Source organism: Terriglobales bacterium (genome assembly GCA_035651995.1).
GTDB lineage: Bacteria > Acidobacteriota > Terriglobia > Terriglobales > Acidobacteriaceae > DASRER01.
The window spans coordinates 119,137-133,789 of record DASRER010000043.1 but is presented as its reverse complement, the minus strand read 5'-3'; the positions used below and the strand labels follow the sequence as shown (position 1 = coordinate 133,789).

Sequence of the window (14,653 nt, the reverse complement as noted above, 5' to 3'; positions counted from 1 at the left end):
TGCGAAGCCGACGGTTTCGTCGTAGCTGAAGTGCACGGTGTCAATGCTGCCCGCCTTAGCGGCTGCATCAATTTTGATGCCGCCGTACGTGCCTTGCAAGCCCGCCTGCCGCAGCAGGTCGCGGACCACGAAGCGCTGCGTTTGGCCTGGGGCCAGCATAAGGGGATTCTTCGACTCGGCGCCCTGCGCGTCAAAGACCGAGAGCCTTACAGGCACCGGCTTGTCCGATTCGTTGGTAACGATCAGAAAATCCTTCGCCGTTTCCCGCGGCAGCCACCAGATGCCCTCACGGCTGCCAACCTCCCATCCGGTCGCCGCGGCATACGCGTCAATGTGAAAGCCAATGGGCTGCCCGGTCATGTGAATCATCGCGACGGCGTACAAGTTGCGAACGTTTGACGACACATAGCGGAACACGACCGAACCGTACGCGCCGACCTGGTTCACCAAATCGGGAGCTTTCTTGCTCAAAGCATCGGAGACGTGAATGGAGGTAACGTCTGACGGCGCGATCGTGACCGGATCGAGAGGGTATTCAGCGCCAGTGTTCAGCCGCAGAACCGGCGTGACGGTCAGGCTGGCTGCGACCATGTTGTTCTTGATCTGGAGTTCGGTGTCCCAGCCGGGCTCAACCGTCCAATAGGGTGCGATGGACTCGTGCGGAGTGGGAGCCGGGGAAAGATCCTTGCCGGAGGCGTTGAGCGTTACGGCAGAGATGAATACGGCCACAAGAAACTTTCGGCTGAGTTGCAGGGACATGTCGTGCTCCCATCAAGCGCAATTTGCTGGGCCCAGGCGCGGGCGATGCTACGAGATAAATGGGGGGGCACACAAGCGTCATCATCCGTCAAAGGGAGAGCATATGAGTTCTACTTTTGGGCCTGGGGCGGGCGAGGCCGCCTGTGTCCACACCGCCGGGGTGACGTGCCGACGGGCGAGGCGCCCGTCGCTACAGCGTGCAGGAAAAAGGGCCCTGATCTCTCAGCGCCCTTCGCACTTGCAGTTTCGTGAAACGGGAAGCGAGAAACGGGAAACGGTTTGTGGCCATTGCCGACGGGCGGGGGCGCCCGTCGCTACAGCGTGCAGGAAAAAGGGCGCTGATCTCTCAGCGCCCTTCGCACTTGCAGTTTCGTGAAACGGGAAAACGAGAAACGGGAAACGGTTTGTGGCCATTGCCGACGGGCGGGGGCGCCCGTCGCTACAGCGTGCAGGAAAAGGGGCGCTGATCTCTCAGCGCCCTCCGCACTTGCAGTTTCGTGAAAAGGGGAAGCGAGAAACGGGAAACGGTCCTTACCGTCTTCCGCCGCGGAAGCCGCCGCGGCCGTTGCCGCGTCCGCCGCCGTGGCGACCGCGCCCGCCGCGGCCGCCGCGTCCGCCGCGGTCGCCGCCGCCGGGTCCGCGATCGTGATGGCGAGGCACTTCGGCGGCCTCGTCGCGGTTGAAGTTGGGCTCGTTCTCGTCGAAGTCGCCGCCGCCCTCGAAGGTGACCGGCGCGGGCGCTTCCTGCATGCCTTCGCCGCCGCCCGCGGGGGTTCCCATCTTGGCGCGCTGTTCTTTCAGGATCGCCTTGCGGGAAAGACGGATGCGGTTGCCTTCGATGCTGAGGACCTTGACCAGAATCTGGTCGCCTTCTTTCAGCTCGTCACGAACGTCCTTGATGCGGTGTTCGGCGACTTCGCTGATGTGCAGCAGGCCGTCGGTGCCGGGGAAGATTTCCACGAAGGCGCCGAAGTCGGCGAGCCGCACCACCTTGCCCAGATAGGTCTTGTTGACCTCGGGCGTGGCGGTGATGTCGCCGATCATCTGCAGGGCGCGCTCGGCCGACGCCTCGTCGTTGGAAGCAACGTTGACGCGGCCGGAGTCGTCCACGTCAATCTTGACGCCGGTTGCGTCAATGATGCCGCGGATGACCTTGCCGCCCGGCCCGATGAGGTCGCGAATCTTGTCGGTCGGAATCTGGAGCGTGTAGATGCGGGGGGCGTAGGGCGAAATCTTGGCGCGCGGTTCGGGCATGACCTCGGCCATCTTGTCGAGGATGTGGAGCCGCCCGCGTCTGGCCTGCTCGAGCGCCTGCTTCATCACGGCGGCGGTGATGCCGGCCACCTTGATGTCCATTTGCAGAGCGGTAATGCCGTCGCGCGTGCCTGCGACCTTGAAGTCCATGTCGCCGTAGTGGTCTTCGGCGCCGGCGATGTCGGTGAGGACGACGGTCTGGTCGCCTTCCTTGACCAGGCCCATGGCCACGCCCGCGACCGGCGCCTTCAGGGGAACGCCGGCGTCCATCAACGAGAGCGAGGCCCCGCACACGGTTGCCATGGAGGATGAGCCGTTCGACTCCAGGATGTCGGAGACCACGCGCATGGTGTACGGCCAGGCTTCCTCGGTGGGAAGCACGGCGGCGATGGCGCGCTCGGCGAGAGCGCCGTGGCCGATCTCGCGGCGTCCGGCGCCGCGCATAAAGGCCACTTCGCCAACCGAGAAGGGCGGGAAGTTGTAGTGAAGCATGAAGCGCTTCTTGGCCTCGCCTTCGAAGGCCTCCAGGCGCTGCATGTCTTCGGCGGTGCCCAGCGTGGTGGTGACCAGCGCCTGGGTCTCGCCGCGGGTGAAATAGGCCGAGCCGTGCGGGCGCGGCAGCATGCCCACTTCAATCCAGATGTCGCGCACCTGGTCGAAAGCGCGGCCGTCGGGACGGCGATGATTCTTGATGACCTGCTCGCGGAAGAGCGTTTCGCGCAGCAGCTCGAAGTAGTGGGAGAGCTTCTTGCGCGCGTCTTCGTCCTCTTCGGGGATGGCGGCCTGGAGTTCTTTCTTGATGGCCTTCACCAGGGCCGAACTCTCGGCCTTGGGGTGCTTCGCGGTGTCGAGGGCGTCGAGCAGGCGGCCGCCGATCTGGGCGCGCAGACCGTTGAAGTAGGTCTGGTCGAACTCGACGGGCGGGACTTCGCGCTTGGGCTTGCCGCCGAGCTGGGCGAGCTGCCGGATGGCGGCGACAATCTTCCTGATCTCGGTGTGGGCGAACTCGATGGCGTCGAGGACGGTTTCTTCGCTCACGCCGTTGGCGCCGGACTCGATCATCACGATGCCGTCGGCGGTGCCCACCACCATGATGTTGAGCAGGCCCTCGCGCCGCTCGGCGTAGGTCGGGTTCACGACAAACTGGCCATTCACCAGGCCGATGCGCACGGCGCCCACCGGGCCGAGGAACGGGATGTCGCTTACGGCGAGGGCCGCGGAGGCGGCGTTGATGGCAACGACGTCGGGATCGTTTTCCGTGTCGGCGGAGAGGACGAGACAAATGACCTGGGTCTCACAGCGGAAGCCTTCGGGGAACAGCGGACGAACAGGGCGGTCGATTTGCCGGCTGGTGAGGATTTCGCGCTCGCTCGGGCGGCCTTCGCGCTTGATGAAGCCGCCGGGAATGCGTCCGCCGGCGTAGGTGTATTCGCGGTAGTCCACCGTGAGCGGGAAGAAATCGATTCCCTCGCGGGGTTCCTGGTTGGCGGTTGCGGCGCCGAGCACCACGCTGTCGGCAATGCGAACAACGGCGGAGCCGCCCGCCTGCTTGGCGAGCTTGCCGGTCTCGAATGAAATGGATTTGCCGCCGCTGAGTTCAACGGTGAGCTGGTGAGGGGTAGGTTGCGTCATGATTGAGTACCAGTCCTTCTTCAGGAGGGCTTCCGGTCCGTGGTGCTGCACAGCCATCCGGTCCGGGCAAAGCGGCCAGAGGGCGGCATAGGGTGCGGGAAGTTTCGGGTTGTGCAAGAGAGAGTCAGCTTCGAACCTGGCGGCAATCGGCCGCTGAATACACCCAAGGCCCTGACGTCCGTTCCGACGCAGGCGTGCGCGTGAGCACGCGGGCGGCTACTTACGGATGCCGAGTTTCTGGATGACGGTCGTGTATCGCTCGGAGTCGTATTGCTTGAGGTAGTCGAGCAAGCGACGGCGCTTGCTGACCAGCATGAGAAGACCGCGCCGCGAGGCGTGGTCCTTCTTGTGCGTCTTGAAATGCTCCGTCAACTCACCGATGCGTTCACTGAGCAGCGCAATCTGGACCTCGGGGCTGCCGGTGTCCGTGGTGTGCGTGCGATAGTTGTCGATGATGCTCCGCTTTTGCTCTCTTGCCAGCACTGAACCGGGTGCACTCCTGCTTCTATGTTCTCTGTAACAGTCTCAAAGAGAGTAACATGCGCGCCCACGAGTGGCAAGCCGCGGGAGCTCAGCACCGGCCAGCACTCAGCAGTCAGCAGTCGGCATTCAGCTCTTGCCCGTCCCCCGGCAAAAGAATACACACCCTCGCGGAAGCCGTTCGGGACTGAGTGCTGAGTGCCGACTGCTGAGTGCTCTTAGACATTATTTCCCATCGGCGCCGGATTGCATCCAACCCAAGCAGCCGCTAACACGCGCCGGGCGGCCGATCCCATCGCCAGGAGTGTCCTTGTGTTGTGCAAGTCGTGCGGTACACAGAACCCGGAGGCGAACCGGTTTTGCGGGATGTGCGGGGCGCTGCTCGACCGCCGCGCCGCCGCGCGGCGGATTGCCGACCGGCGGCGAAGCGCGGGCGACAACGTTGTCCGCATCGGCGGCGGCGCACCCGATCTTGCCCCCGAGCAGCCGGCCCTGCCTCGATCGAACGAACTGCCCGCGCGAGGTGACGCTCGGGGGGGAGAGCAGCCGAGCCCGGCCGGCTACGCTGAGATAAGCCGCGTGCTGGATTCGGAAATGCATGACGCCGAGCCACCGGAAACATCCCGATCTCGGCCGTCAGGCGATGTTCAAGCCGACGCCGAAATGCGCGCCGCTCGCGAAACGTTTGCCCACGACGACCCAGTCCCGCCGCCCGCGCAGCGCGACACCACCGCCCGCGGCGTCTACGGCCCGTCGTTTCTGGGGCTGGACGAGCCGACCGACAGCGCCTACCTGTTCGACGACGAGGAACCGCGCCGCAGCGCACGGGGATGGCTTTTGCTGATCCTTCTACTGGCGCTGGGGGGCTTCGCCTACATGCAGTGGCGTTCGGGCGACCCCAACACCATGACCGCGCGCGCCATCGGCATGATCAGGCAGCGGATGCAGAGCGCGCCTCCGCCGCAGGCCACCGAGCCCACCGCCGGACGCACCGACGCCAGCGCGTCCGAATCGGGCGCGGCAACACCGCCGGCGAAAGATGAAAAACCGGCGTCCGACAGCGCCCCGATAGAAGAGCACAGCGCCGAGCACGGCGCCGCTCCGGCCGGGCAACCGCCACAACGCGGCGCCGAGAAAGGCAAAGGCGCCGAAGCGCAGCAGAAGGAAACGCCGCCTTCGCGGAGTCCGGCGGACAAGTCGCCGGAGGAAAAATCGAAACCGAAACCGGAGGCCGCGGCCCGGAGCGAAGAGCGCGGCGCCGCCGAAGAGGAAGCAGCCACTTCCAAAGCACGCGGCGGACCGGCGGAAGCGGGCACCAGCGTGGAAGACGAACTGGTGGCGCGGGGCCAGAATTATCTCTACGGCAAAGGCGTGCGGCGCAACTGCGATCAGGCGCTGATGCTGCTGAAGGCGGCGGCCAGCCACGGCAACCCCAAAGCCAGCAGCCAGCTCGGGGCGATGTACGCCACCGGAAACTGCGTCGCCCTCGACCGCCCCACGGCGTATCGCTGGTTCAGCGCGGCGGCCAACGCCGAGCCCGGCAATATCTATGTGGAGCGCAACCGCACCATGATCTGGCGGGAGATGTCGGCCGACGAGAGGCAGCGGGCGCGGTAATCAGTTGCCGGTTGCCAGTTGCCAGTTGTCAGGTCGCCATTGGCGGTTAGCACCTGGCCGTGAGGGCCTGGGACCGTGCGCAGGAAAAAAGCGAAATGACGATTCGCTAATGATCACTCCCGGCGTCGTAGCTTACGGACGGGCTTCCCGACGGATAGAAAACTCCCAGCAGCCGCACCGGCTCCGTTCCGGGATTCTCCAGGCAATGCAGACATCCGGCGGGCAGGAAGATGGACGTGCCGGCTGAGAATGGCTGCGAGTCGGGCACGGCGTCGCCTTCCAGCTGCGTGTGCACCACGCCCGCGCCCGCGAGGATGAAGATGGCTTCCTCGTAGGTGTGGAAGTGGAACGGCGCCTTGCTGGGCGGGATGAAGCCGACGAACTGGGTCACCGCGCGGCAGCCGAGGTCCTTGTCCACCAGCAGGCGAAAGTGGCGGTCGCCGCTGCGGATGGGCGGGCGCTCCTGCTCGCGCACCGTGCGCGCCGGCGGCGTGCCGCATCCCGATTGCGCCGGCCGGGCGACCACATGGCTGGCGTCGTCCTGCGGGCAGCACACGGCGACGACTCGCAGCGCTTCGGCGCGCGAATTCGTTATGGAATACTCGGCCCCGGCTGGGATGTAGGCGGCGGTCCCGCTCTCCAGCGGGTAGTCGCGTCCCGCGATACGCACGCTGCCGCGTCCCGCCACGCAGTAGAGCACTTCCTCAGCGCCGGGATTGACCCGCACTGGCGATTCGCCCGGCGCGTACTCGCTGATGGTTTGGGCAACGTGCTTGGCGCCCTGGGCGCGCGAGATGGCGGTGCGGAAACGACGCGTGCCCTCGGTGCGCGCAGCATGCTCTTCGACTTGCGACACAACGCAGCCGCCGCGCAGCGTCTTCATGGGCAATTACCTCGGCAGCACGCCCCTGGCGGTGAGCCACGGGTGCGGCTCCAGGCGGAAGAATCCGGCCTTGACCAGGGGGTCTTCGGAGGCGAGCCTGGTCGCTTCATCCACCGGCGCGGCATAGATCGAAATACCGAACAGGCCGTCCGCCCCGGGCGCGCCGAACGGACCGGCGACAGCGAGCTTGCCGTCGTTCATCAATCCCCTCAGGTAGGCAACGTGCTTCGGCACCAAATCGCCCGGCGGCGGCGCCGGTGCGCCGTCGTGAAACATCAAGACAAGCGTGTAGCTCTGAAGGTCGTTCGGCGTGGTGGTCTGGCGGAAGCTGCCGGGCTGCACGTTCCATGGCCCATAGACCTCGGCGGCCAGGCGCCCGGCCTTCACCGCCGGATCGGTGCTGGACCACGCCTGGGCCTGCGCAGCCGACGCGGCCTTCAGAACGAAGATGCCGCGCAGCGGAGTATTGTCGGCGAACGGGCCGGCCGCCAGCAACTTGCCTTCGTCGCGCAGCTTGCCGATGTTGGCCATGTGCGCGGCCTGCAGCTTGTCGCCGGCCTCTTTGTCGAGCTGCGGAGGATGGGCGCCGCGCTTCAGCAGCACGAGGAAGAACTGCTGACCGGGGTTCGCGGTGGACTGCTGCGCGAAGGCGCACCAGGAAACAATGAGAACGACAAGCAGGCTGGCGTATCGGCGCATGGACATGCCTCTCGGGTGAACGCCGAGGATACTAGACGCCGTATGCGCGTGGAAAGATGTTGGCTGCGGAATGGAAGTACGTTGTACAAATTGAACACGGGTCATCGGGTGATTGATCATTGGACCGTCGAGGCGAAATCAATGTCCATGAACTTGAAGCGGTGGGCGCTCCTGGTGATGCTGGTTGCCCTCTGGGGCGAGCAGGCGGCCGCGGCTGATCGGCGTGGCGAGATTGAGAGGTTCAACCGCGAGTACACCGCTGCCCATCTACGCATGGACAAGTCGGCGATCTTCGGCATGTGGGCGGACGACGGCGTGTCGCTGCTGCCCGGCATGGCGCCGCTGATGGGCAAAGCGGCCATCACGCGCTTCATCGAAGACGTGACCGCGAAGATGCCCGGCTTCCGCGTCACCCGGCAGGAAGACGTGTTCCACGACATCCAGATCAGCGGCGATTGGGCCTCCGAGTGGGGGACCACGCTCCAGGTGGTGCAGCCGCCCGATGGCAAGCCGCCGATTGAGACCCACGGAAAAATCCTGCTCGTGCTGCACCGGGAAAAATCTGGCCAGTGGAAGATCAGGCAGGAGATTTGGACCACTGGACCGCGGGAGTAGTCCGGCTTCCCATTCGGCTGCCCTGGAATCCGGCAACGATGGCGGCGGCGCTGGCCGGCAACGTGCGCGAGCCGCAAATCGCGCGCGAGTCGCCCACCGGCAGCGCGGCCACGCGCGGCGCGTCTAGTGAGGACCTAGCCAGGCTTGAAGAATTGAGTCGCGGCAGCGTGCCGCAGAATCTCTTGCCGCATGGCAACGCAAACAGAAAAAGGCATGACATTCCGAGCGCTTCACCAGCGCGCGGGGACGTTTATCATCCCTAATCCCTGGGACCCGGGGTCGGCGCGCGCGCTGCAAGTGCTCGGCTTCGAAGCCCTGGCGACCACCAGCGCCGGGTACGCGTTCTCTGTCGCCAAGCCCGACGGCGGCGTGGGACGGGACGCGATGCTGGCGCACGCCGCCGAACTTGTGGCCGCCACCGATCTGCCCGTCAGCGCCGACCTGGAGAATGGTTACGGCGATGATCCCAAGTTTGTCGCCGAGACTGTCCGCCTGGCGGCGGCCACCGGACTGGCCGGCTGCTCCATCGAAGACACTCCATCGGGCACCCGCCGCGTGCCCTACGATCTGCCGCTTGCCGCCGAGCGAGTTCGAGCAGCGGCGGAGGCGGCGCACTCGCTTCCCTTTCCGTTCACGCTGAGCGCGCGCACGGAGAATTATCTGGTGGGACGCGAAGACCTGGACGACACGATCGCGCGCCTGCAGGCCTTCCAGGAGGCCGGCGCGGACGTGCTCTTCGCTCCCGGCCTGCGGACCAAGGACGAAATCGCCACGGTCGTGCGATCGGTGGACCGCCCGGTCAACGTGATCATCATCCCCGGCATGCAGATGAGCGTGGCCGACCTGTCGGCGCTCGGCGTCAAGCGCATCAGCGTGGGCAGTTCGCTGGCGCGCGCGGCCTGGGGCGCGTTCCTGAGCGCCGCGCGGGAGATGAAGGAGCACGGCACCTTCCACTTCACGGAAAAAGCAACGAGAGGCGCCGAGTTGAACGAAATGTTCCGGGCTTGACCGCGGGAACAGGCGCTTTGTTTCGCCCCCCCCAAGTTTGCCGATGCTTCGATGGCGTGACGCGCGCGACCCCGGCAGCCCGGGAGACGCGATCAGGGCAACCGGGCAACGACGGCAACGTCGAACCTGGAATAGTACTTGTTCACGTCGCCGTCGCCATACTTCTGGCGGAATTTCTCCACGACCGGGAGCACGCGGTCGCGAGCGGTAACCGGGGCTGCCTGCAATTCGGCTTCGGCGCCGCGCGCTTCCACCCGGAGCGCCGGATTGGCGAGCACGTTCCGATACCACTGTGTCTCAGAGCCCTTCACCGGCAGCAGGTAGAGAGTGGGGTCTTCGAAGACGAACCACACCGGGACCGAGATGGCCCGTCCCGATTTGCGGCCGGTCACGCGGAGCGTGATTTCGCGATAGCGTGAGAGGCGGTCTTTGAGGGCGTCGTTGCGTAGCGGCATCTTGCGCCTCAGCGGGTGTTGATCGTCCCTGCCCGAATTTGGATGCCCGGCCGGATGCGGAGAGAGCATCAGCGGCCGACCAGCCGCTGCAGGTCCTCAGGATAGCGCTCGCCCTGCACGGTGATCTTCCGCGCAGCAGCATCGATTTCACCCAGGTCATCCGGCGAGAGTTGGACGGCGGCGGCGCCAACGTTCTCTTCCAGCCGCTCCAGCCTGGTGGTGCCGGGAATGGGCACGACCCACGGCCTTTGTGCCAGCAGCCAGGCGAGGGCGATCTGCGCGGGCGTGGACTTTTTGCGCCCGGCGATTCTGCGCAGCAAATCAACCACGACCTGGTTCGCTTTTCGCGCTTCCGGTGTGAAGCGCGGCAGCTTGCTGCGGAAGTCGGAGCTGTCGAAGGTGGTGTTCTCGTCCATCTTGCCGGTCAGGAAGCCGCGGCCCAGCGGACTGAACGGCACAAACCCGATGCCGAGTTCCTCCAGCAGCGGCAAGACTTCGCGCTCGGGCTCGCGCCACCAGAGCGAATACTCGTTCTGCAGGGCGGCGACAGGTTGCACGGCGTGAGCGCGGCGAATGGTCTGCACGCCGGCTTCCGACATCCCGAAGTGCTTCACCTTGCCCTGGCGGACCAGGTCGCGGACCGCGCCGGCGACGTCTTCGATGAGGACATCCGGGTCAACGCGGTGCTGATAGAAGAGGTCAATGACGTCGGTCCGGAGCCGCCGCAGCGAAGCTTCGGCGACTTCGCGGATGTGTTGCGGGCGACTGTCCAACCCAATCTGCTTGCCGGTGTTCGGATCGATCTTGAAGCCGAACTTGGTGGCGATCACCACCTGATCGCGGACGGGCGCCAGCGCTTCGCCCACCAGTTCTTCATTGGTGAACGGGCCATAGACTTCGGCCGTGTCGAAGAAGGTGACGCCGCGATCGACGGCCGCTCGGATCACGGAGATGCCGTACTGCTTATCGACGGGCTTGCCGTAGCCGGAGCTCAGTCCCATGCAGCCGAAGCCGAGGGCGGAGACTTCGAGAGTATTTCCGAGTTTGCGCTTTTGCATGATTATTTCCTTCGGGGCCGGCCGGCAATCGCCCTGGGAATGATGTGCGCCTGCAAACCGCGGCCGATCCGCGCAACCGGGCCGCTGCGCCGGAACTGAGCGAATCATACCTTTCCAGAATCGTCAATTTCCCCTGGTGATGGGCATGCTCAAGAACCGTGCTGTCGCAGCTGAGGCGCGAGGCCCGGGAGACCAAAATCTGCTTCGCGGATTCTGGTGGAGGCGGCGGGAGTTGAACCCGCGTCCGAAAACGTCACAGGCGGAGAGAACTACATACTTAGTCGCGTTCCCGCTTCCGGCCTTCGCCGGAAACTTTCGCCGAGCGCGCTCAGAACGGACAAGAAACGCGGTCAGCTAGTCCGATGATCTTGCCGGCGGCCCTCGGACCGGGGGCCACAAGCCAGCCTGCTGTGCGACGCCCTTCCGCAGCCCACAGGCAAAGCCGCGGAGGACGGCCACTTAGTTAATTAAGCAGCGTATGCCAGGTTTGAATTGGCAATTGTTGTTCTTGCCACAGTTACGGGCGTGTGCACCCCGGTATGCCTCTCAGCCGCAAGCGCTTCCGTCGAAGCCGTGACGCCCCCACTCGGGTGGCGCTCGCGCTGGCGCGCGAGACGCTGGCTGCAATGCTCAAAGAACTGCTTCCAATCTAGGGTGGAGATGATTGGAAGTCAACGTGGTCATTGGATGTTGCATGCAGCGGAACCGATTCAGCGCGGCCTTGGCGCGACATGGCGAGCGCAGCGAGGGAGCCATACCGCTACCCAACTGCGGAGGTCAAGTATGGATCCCGCGCTTCGCTTCGGGATTTCAGGGACTGACCGTCAGCGGGGCCTGCAGGCTGCCCATGCGGCCGCTCAGGTTGTCGCGGACGACGAGCTTCACCGAGTACTCGCCGGGGGCGACGTTGAGCAGGTTGCGGTAGGTGATGCCGCTGCTCATGATCTTCTGGCGGTTCTCCGGCTTGACGTGGCCCTCGATGGTTTCCCTGAAATTGTCGGCCAGGCTGGACTCGGGCGTGCTCACCATGGCGACAACCTCGAGGCTCAGGTGGTTGTTGTCGGCGACGTCGATGCTCACGGCGTTGGCGGCCACGTTGATTTCGAACTCAACCGCGCGCTTCTTCCCTGCCGGCCTTTGGGCGCCGAAGCGCAACTGCAGCGGCAGGGCGGTGTAGTCGAGCGGCGAGGTGACTGCTGAGCGCAGGTCGCGGGTGCGGGCAGTTTGCTCGTCGGCGGCCGGCGGCTGAATGTAGAAGCCGCTGCGCGCCCGCACGTGGGCGCCCGAGCGCTTCACCTTCACGGTCAGCTTGCGCCAGGGATCGCGTTTCTTTTTCGCGTCTTCCGGCTCCGGCTTCAAGTAATACGCCAGCATGTAGTAAGCCGACGAGTCTTCCGACGCGCGCCGCACGGCTCGATTCAGGTCGTTGGTGTTGTAGAAGGCCTCGCCGCCGGTCATGGCGGCAAACGTCTGCATGGTACTGATCGTGCTCATGTGGGTCCTGACCTGGCTCGCCATCATCGCCCCCGGATTGCGCGGGTTGGGACGCAGCGAACTGGCGGCGCTCGGCCCCAGCGTCACCAGCCCGCGCGCGTCCACCGGGTAGAGCGCGATGTTGGCGTCGTTCAGCAACTGGAACACGTGCTCGAACTGGCCGCCGAAGCTGCGCGAATCCACATCGCCGGGCTGGTCCATGGGGAACGGGAAGCTGCCGGTCATCCAGATGAGCGCCTTGCGGCCGGGGACGCCGGCGTAGGCGCGCGCGATGGTCTGAAAGGCGTCGAGCGTGTACTGGATGGAGAAGCCGCGCATCATGCGCGCCGAGCGCGCTTCCATCTGCGAAATCATGGCCTGGAGCTGGTCGGATTCGGCGGCGACCGCGTCGGAGCTGAGCGCGGCCGTGGGATCGTCGGCCGCGATGGTGTTTTCGCCCTCGCTCATGCCCGGCGCGCCGCGCACCCGCTTGAGCGCCGCCACCAGCACCGCCGGGTCGGTGGTGAAGTCGTGCACCACGCGGATGCCGCCGCGGTGCAGCGTGAGCAGGGTCGTGAGGTCGCCGGTGTTGACCGACTCGGCCAGGTACTTGAGCAGCTCACGCCTGGCCCAGGCCTGGTCGGTGAACTCGGTGTTGATCGTGTCGAGCACGATGATGTTGATGCGACGCGGCTGAAAATTGACCGGCGAAAGATTGCTGAAGACGCCCTGCGGCAGCCTGGGACGAACGACCGGGGCCGCCGTCGCCTTGATCTCCTCGAAGGCGGCGATTTTCTGCTCAACCCCGTTTTGCTCCACGATAAAATCGTCTTTCGTCAGGTTGGGAATGTGCGCGCCTGAGCGATCGGTGACCACGGCCGGCACCAGCACCAGTTCGGAGCGCGCGGTGAAGCGCGCGGCGGGTTGCTCGTCTGGCTTGGGGCTGTTTTTCTGCTCTTGAGCGCCGCTGGCCGTGAGCAGCGAGGCGGCGAGCAGCGCCGCCGTGAATCGGCGCAGGACCTTGGTGGAAATCATGAAACCAACCTCCCAACCGCGAATCCAACTGTGGAGCCGCCGCGAGCGGCGAGGGGAGCGCCGCTAGTGTATTCCGAGTGTCTGCCGTTTACGGGCATACCGCACAGCTCGCGCCTGTTCCTCGACTACCTGTACAACCTGGATCGTGTTCGCCGCTTTTACGCGCACCCGCCGCTCACCCGTGACTGGCTGCCTGAGCAAGCCGCCAAAGTCCGCGCGCGCTATGCCGAGGCGCAGCGCCAAGCCGTGGCCAACGCGCTGCTGCGGCAAAACCGGGCGTGGAACGCGCCTCCTGAAGTCATTTCCAATCTCGGCCGGTTGCGCAACGGCGCTCTTGCCGTGGTTACCGGACAGCAGGTGGGCGTGCTGGGCGGGCCGCTGTACTCCTTCTACAAAGCCCTGAGCGCCGTAAAAGTTGCGGCTGAATATACCGCCGCGGGTGTCGAATCGGCGCCCATCTTCTGGCTGGCCACCGAGGACCACGACTTCGCCGAAGTGTCGCATGCCTTCCTCGCCGACGAGCACGGAGAGCCGCATCGCATCGAGATCGCGTCCACTGCGCCGCCGGACGCCCCGGTGGGAAGCATTCGCCTCGGCGCTGAGATCAACTCGGTGCTCCGCCAGGTCGAGCACCTGATCGGTCCCAGCATTCTCGAGCAGGCGTATGCACCCGGCCAGACGCTGGGTTCAGCCTTCGCCCGGCTCCTCATGTGCCTGTTTGGCCGCTTCGGGCTCATCGTGCTCGATCCGCTCGACAGCGAACTGCACCAGCTTGCGGCGCCGCTGCTCGGCAACGCCGCCCGCCGCGCCGACGAACTGCACGCCGGGCTCGATGCCCGCGGCAAAGAACTCGAAGCCTCCGGGTACCACGCGCAGGTGAAGGTGGCGGCATCGTCGTCGCTGCTGTTTTCGCTCGCGGGCGGGCGACGCGTGGCAATCCGGCGCAGTAACTCGCACTTCGTGGTCGGCGACCGAAGGCTGACGGCGGCCGAATTTGCCGCTGAGGTGGAGGCCGCGCCGGAGCAGTTCAGCCCCAACGCGCTGCTGCGTCCGGCGATGCAGGACTTTTTGCTGCCCTCAGTCGCAGTGATCGCCGGCCCGGCCGAGATCGCGTATTGGGCGCAGGTGGCGGTGCTGGAAGACAAGCTGCTCGGCGGGGTGACGCCGGCGCTGCCGCGCTTCAGCGCGACGCTGGTCGAGCCGCGATGTAAACGCCTGCTCGATCGCTACCAGGCGCGTGTCGCCGACCTGTTCAAGGGCGTGGAGCATACGCGCGAACTGCTCGCCGGCCGCAGCCTGCCGTCGAAGCTGGAAGAGACCTACCGCAACTCCGCCGGCGCGCTCGACGCGCTCATCGCGGCCTACTCCACCGAACTGTTGCAACTCGATCCCACCTTGAGCGAGGCCGCCTCCCGCGCTGCCGCCAAGATGCGCTACCAGCTCCAGCGCCTGCACGTGCGCGCCGCCCGCGCCGGCATGCGGCGGCACGAGGACGTAGTCCGCCACGCCGACCGGCTCAGCGCGGCGCTCTATCCGAACAAGACTTTGCAGGAGCGCGTGGTTGCAGGCGTGTCGTTCGTGGCGCGTTACGGCCCCGACGTGCTCGATGCGCTGCTGGACGTGGCCAGGCCGCAGTGCCCGGACCATCAGGTGGTGTATTTGTAGTGCGTGTGGTGCTAGAATCT

Annotated in this window: 12 protein-coding genes and 1 other RNA gene; 4 read left to right on the top strand and 9 right to left on the bottom strand. The window is 65.6% G+C overall.

The window, feature by feature from the left end:
* The 3 genes from VFA60_15090 to rpsO all read right to left on the bottom strand — a co-directional run.
* The coding region (locus tag VFA60_15090) for a hypothetical protein (protein ID HZQ93115.1) at positions 1-759 on the bottom strand (759 nt) is incomplete at its 3' end.
* Positions 760-1,290: 531 nt separating this feature from the next.
* The gene (gene pnp, locus VFA60_15085; protein HZQ93114.1) at positions 1,291-3,645 is read right to left on the bottom strand and encodes a polyribonucleotide nucleotidyltransferase; all 2,355 of its coding nucleotides are present in this window, start codon (positions 3,643-3,645) and stop codon (positions 1,291-1,293) included.
* Positions 3,646-3,861: 216 nt separating this feature from the next.
* Positions 3,862-4,128 carry a 30S ribosomal protein S15 gene (gene rpsO, locus VFA60_15080; GenBank protein ID HZQ93113.1) on the bottom strand — a complete coding sequence of 89 codons (267 nt, stop codon included), beginning with the start codon at positions 4,126-4,128 and terminating at the stop codon, positions 3,862-3,864.
* 309 nt (positions 4,129-4,437) lie between these two features.
* On the opposite strand from rpsO, the gene VFA60_15075 reads away from it, so the two are divergent.
* Entirely contained in the window at positions 4,438-5,742 is a 1,305-nt protein-coding gene (locus tag VFA60_15075) for a zinc-ribbon domain-containing protein (protein HZQ93112.1), read from the top strand.
* 106 nt (positions 5,743-5,848) lie between these two features.
* On the opposite strand, the gene VFA60_15070 is transcribed toward VFA60_15075, so the two are convergent.
* Together VFA60_15070 and VFA60_15065 are read right to left on the bottom strand one after the other, a co-directional pair.
* Positions 5,849-6,625, bottom strand: coding sequence for a cupin domain-containing protein (locus VFA60_15070; GenBank protein HZQ93111.1), 777 nt, complete (start codon positions 6,623-6,625; stop codon positions 5,849-5,851).
* A gap of 6 nt (positions 6,626-6,631) precedes the next feature.
* Positions 6,632-7,324 (bottom strand): YciI family protein, encoded by a 693-nt coding sequence (locus VFA60_15065; GenBank protein HZQ93110.1) that lies wholly within the window; start codon positions 7,322-7,324, stop codon positions 6,632-6,634.
* 147 nt (positions 7,325-7,471) lie between these two features.
* Here VFA60_15065 and VFA60_15060 point away from each other — a divergent pair, with 147 nt between their 5' ends.
* Together VFA60_15060 and VFA60_15055 are read left to right on the top strand one after the other, a co-directional pair.
* Positions 7,472-7,939 carry a DUF4440 domain-containing protein gene (locus VFA60_15060; GenBank protein ID HZQ93109.1) on the top strand — a complete coding sequence of 156 codons (468 nt, stop codon included), beginning with the start codon at positions 7,472-7,474 and terminating at the stop codon, positions 7,937-7,939.
* Positions 7,940-8,152: 213 nt separating this feature from the next.
* Entirely contained in the window at positions 8,153-8,947 is a 795-nt protein-coding gene (locus VFA60_15055) for an isocitrate lyase/phosphoenolpyruvate mutase family protein (protein HZQ93108.1), read from the top strand.
* Between the two features lie 92 nt (positions 8,948-9,039).
* Here the strand turns inward: VFA60_15055 and VFA60_15050 are convergent, their stop codons facing one another.
* From VFA60_15050 to VFA60_15035, 4 genes are all read right to left on the bottom strand, one after another.
* Entirely contained in the window at positions 9,040-9,402 is a 363-nt protein-coding gene (locus VFA60_15050; GenBank protein HZQ93107.1) for a nitroreductase family deazaflavin-dependent oxidoreductase, read from the bottom strand.
* Positions 9,403-9,470: 68 nt separating this feature from the next.
* A complete protein-coding gene (locus tag VFA60_15045) occupies positions 9,471-10,460 on the bottom strand; it encodes an aldo/keto reductase (protein HZQ93106.1) in 990 nt (329 codons plus the stop codon).
* Positions 10,461-10,674: 214 nt separating this feature from the next.
* Positions 10,675-11,044, bottom strand: a transfer-messenger RNA (tmRNA) gene (gene ssrA / locus VFA60_15040).
* Positions 11,045-11,270: 226 nt separating this feature from the next.
* Positions 11,271-12,968 (bottom strand): VWA domain-containing protein, encoded by a 1,698-nt coding sequence (locus VFA60_15035; protein HZQ93105.1) that lies wholly within the window; start codon positions 12,966-12,968, stop codon positions 11,271-11,273.
* 66 nt (positions 12,969-13,034) lie between these two features.
* On the opposite strand from VFA60_15035, the gene bshC reads away from it, so the two are divergent.
* On the top strand, positions 13,035-14,633 hold the full coding sequence (gene bshC / locus VFA60_15030; protein HZQ93104.1) for a bacillithiol biosynthesis cysteine-adding enzyme BshC: 1,599 nt from the start codon (positions 13,035-13,037) through the stop codon (positions 14,631-14,633).
* Positions 14,634-14,653: the final 20 nt, after the last annotated feature.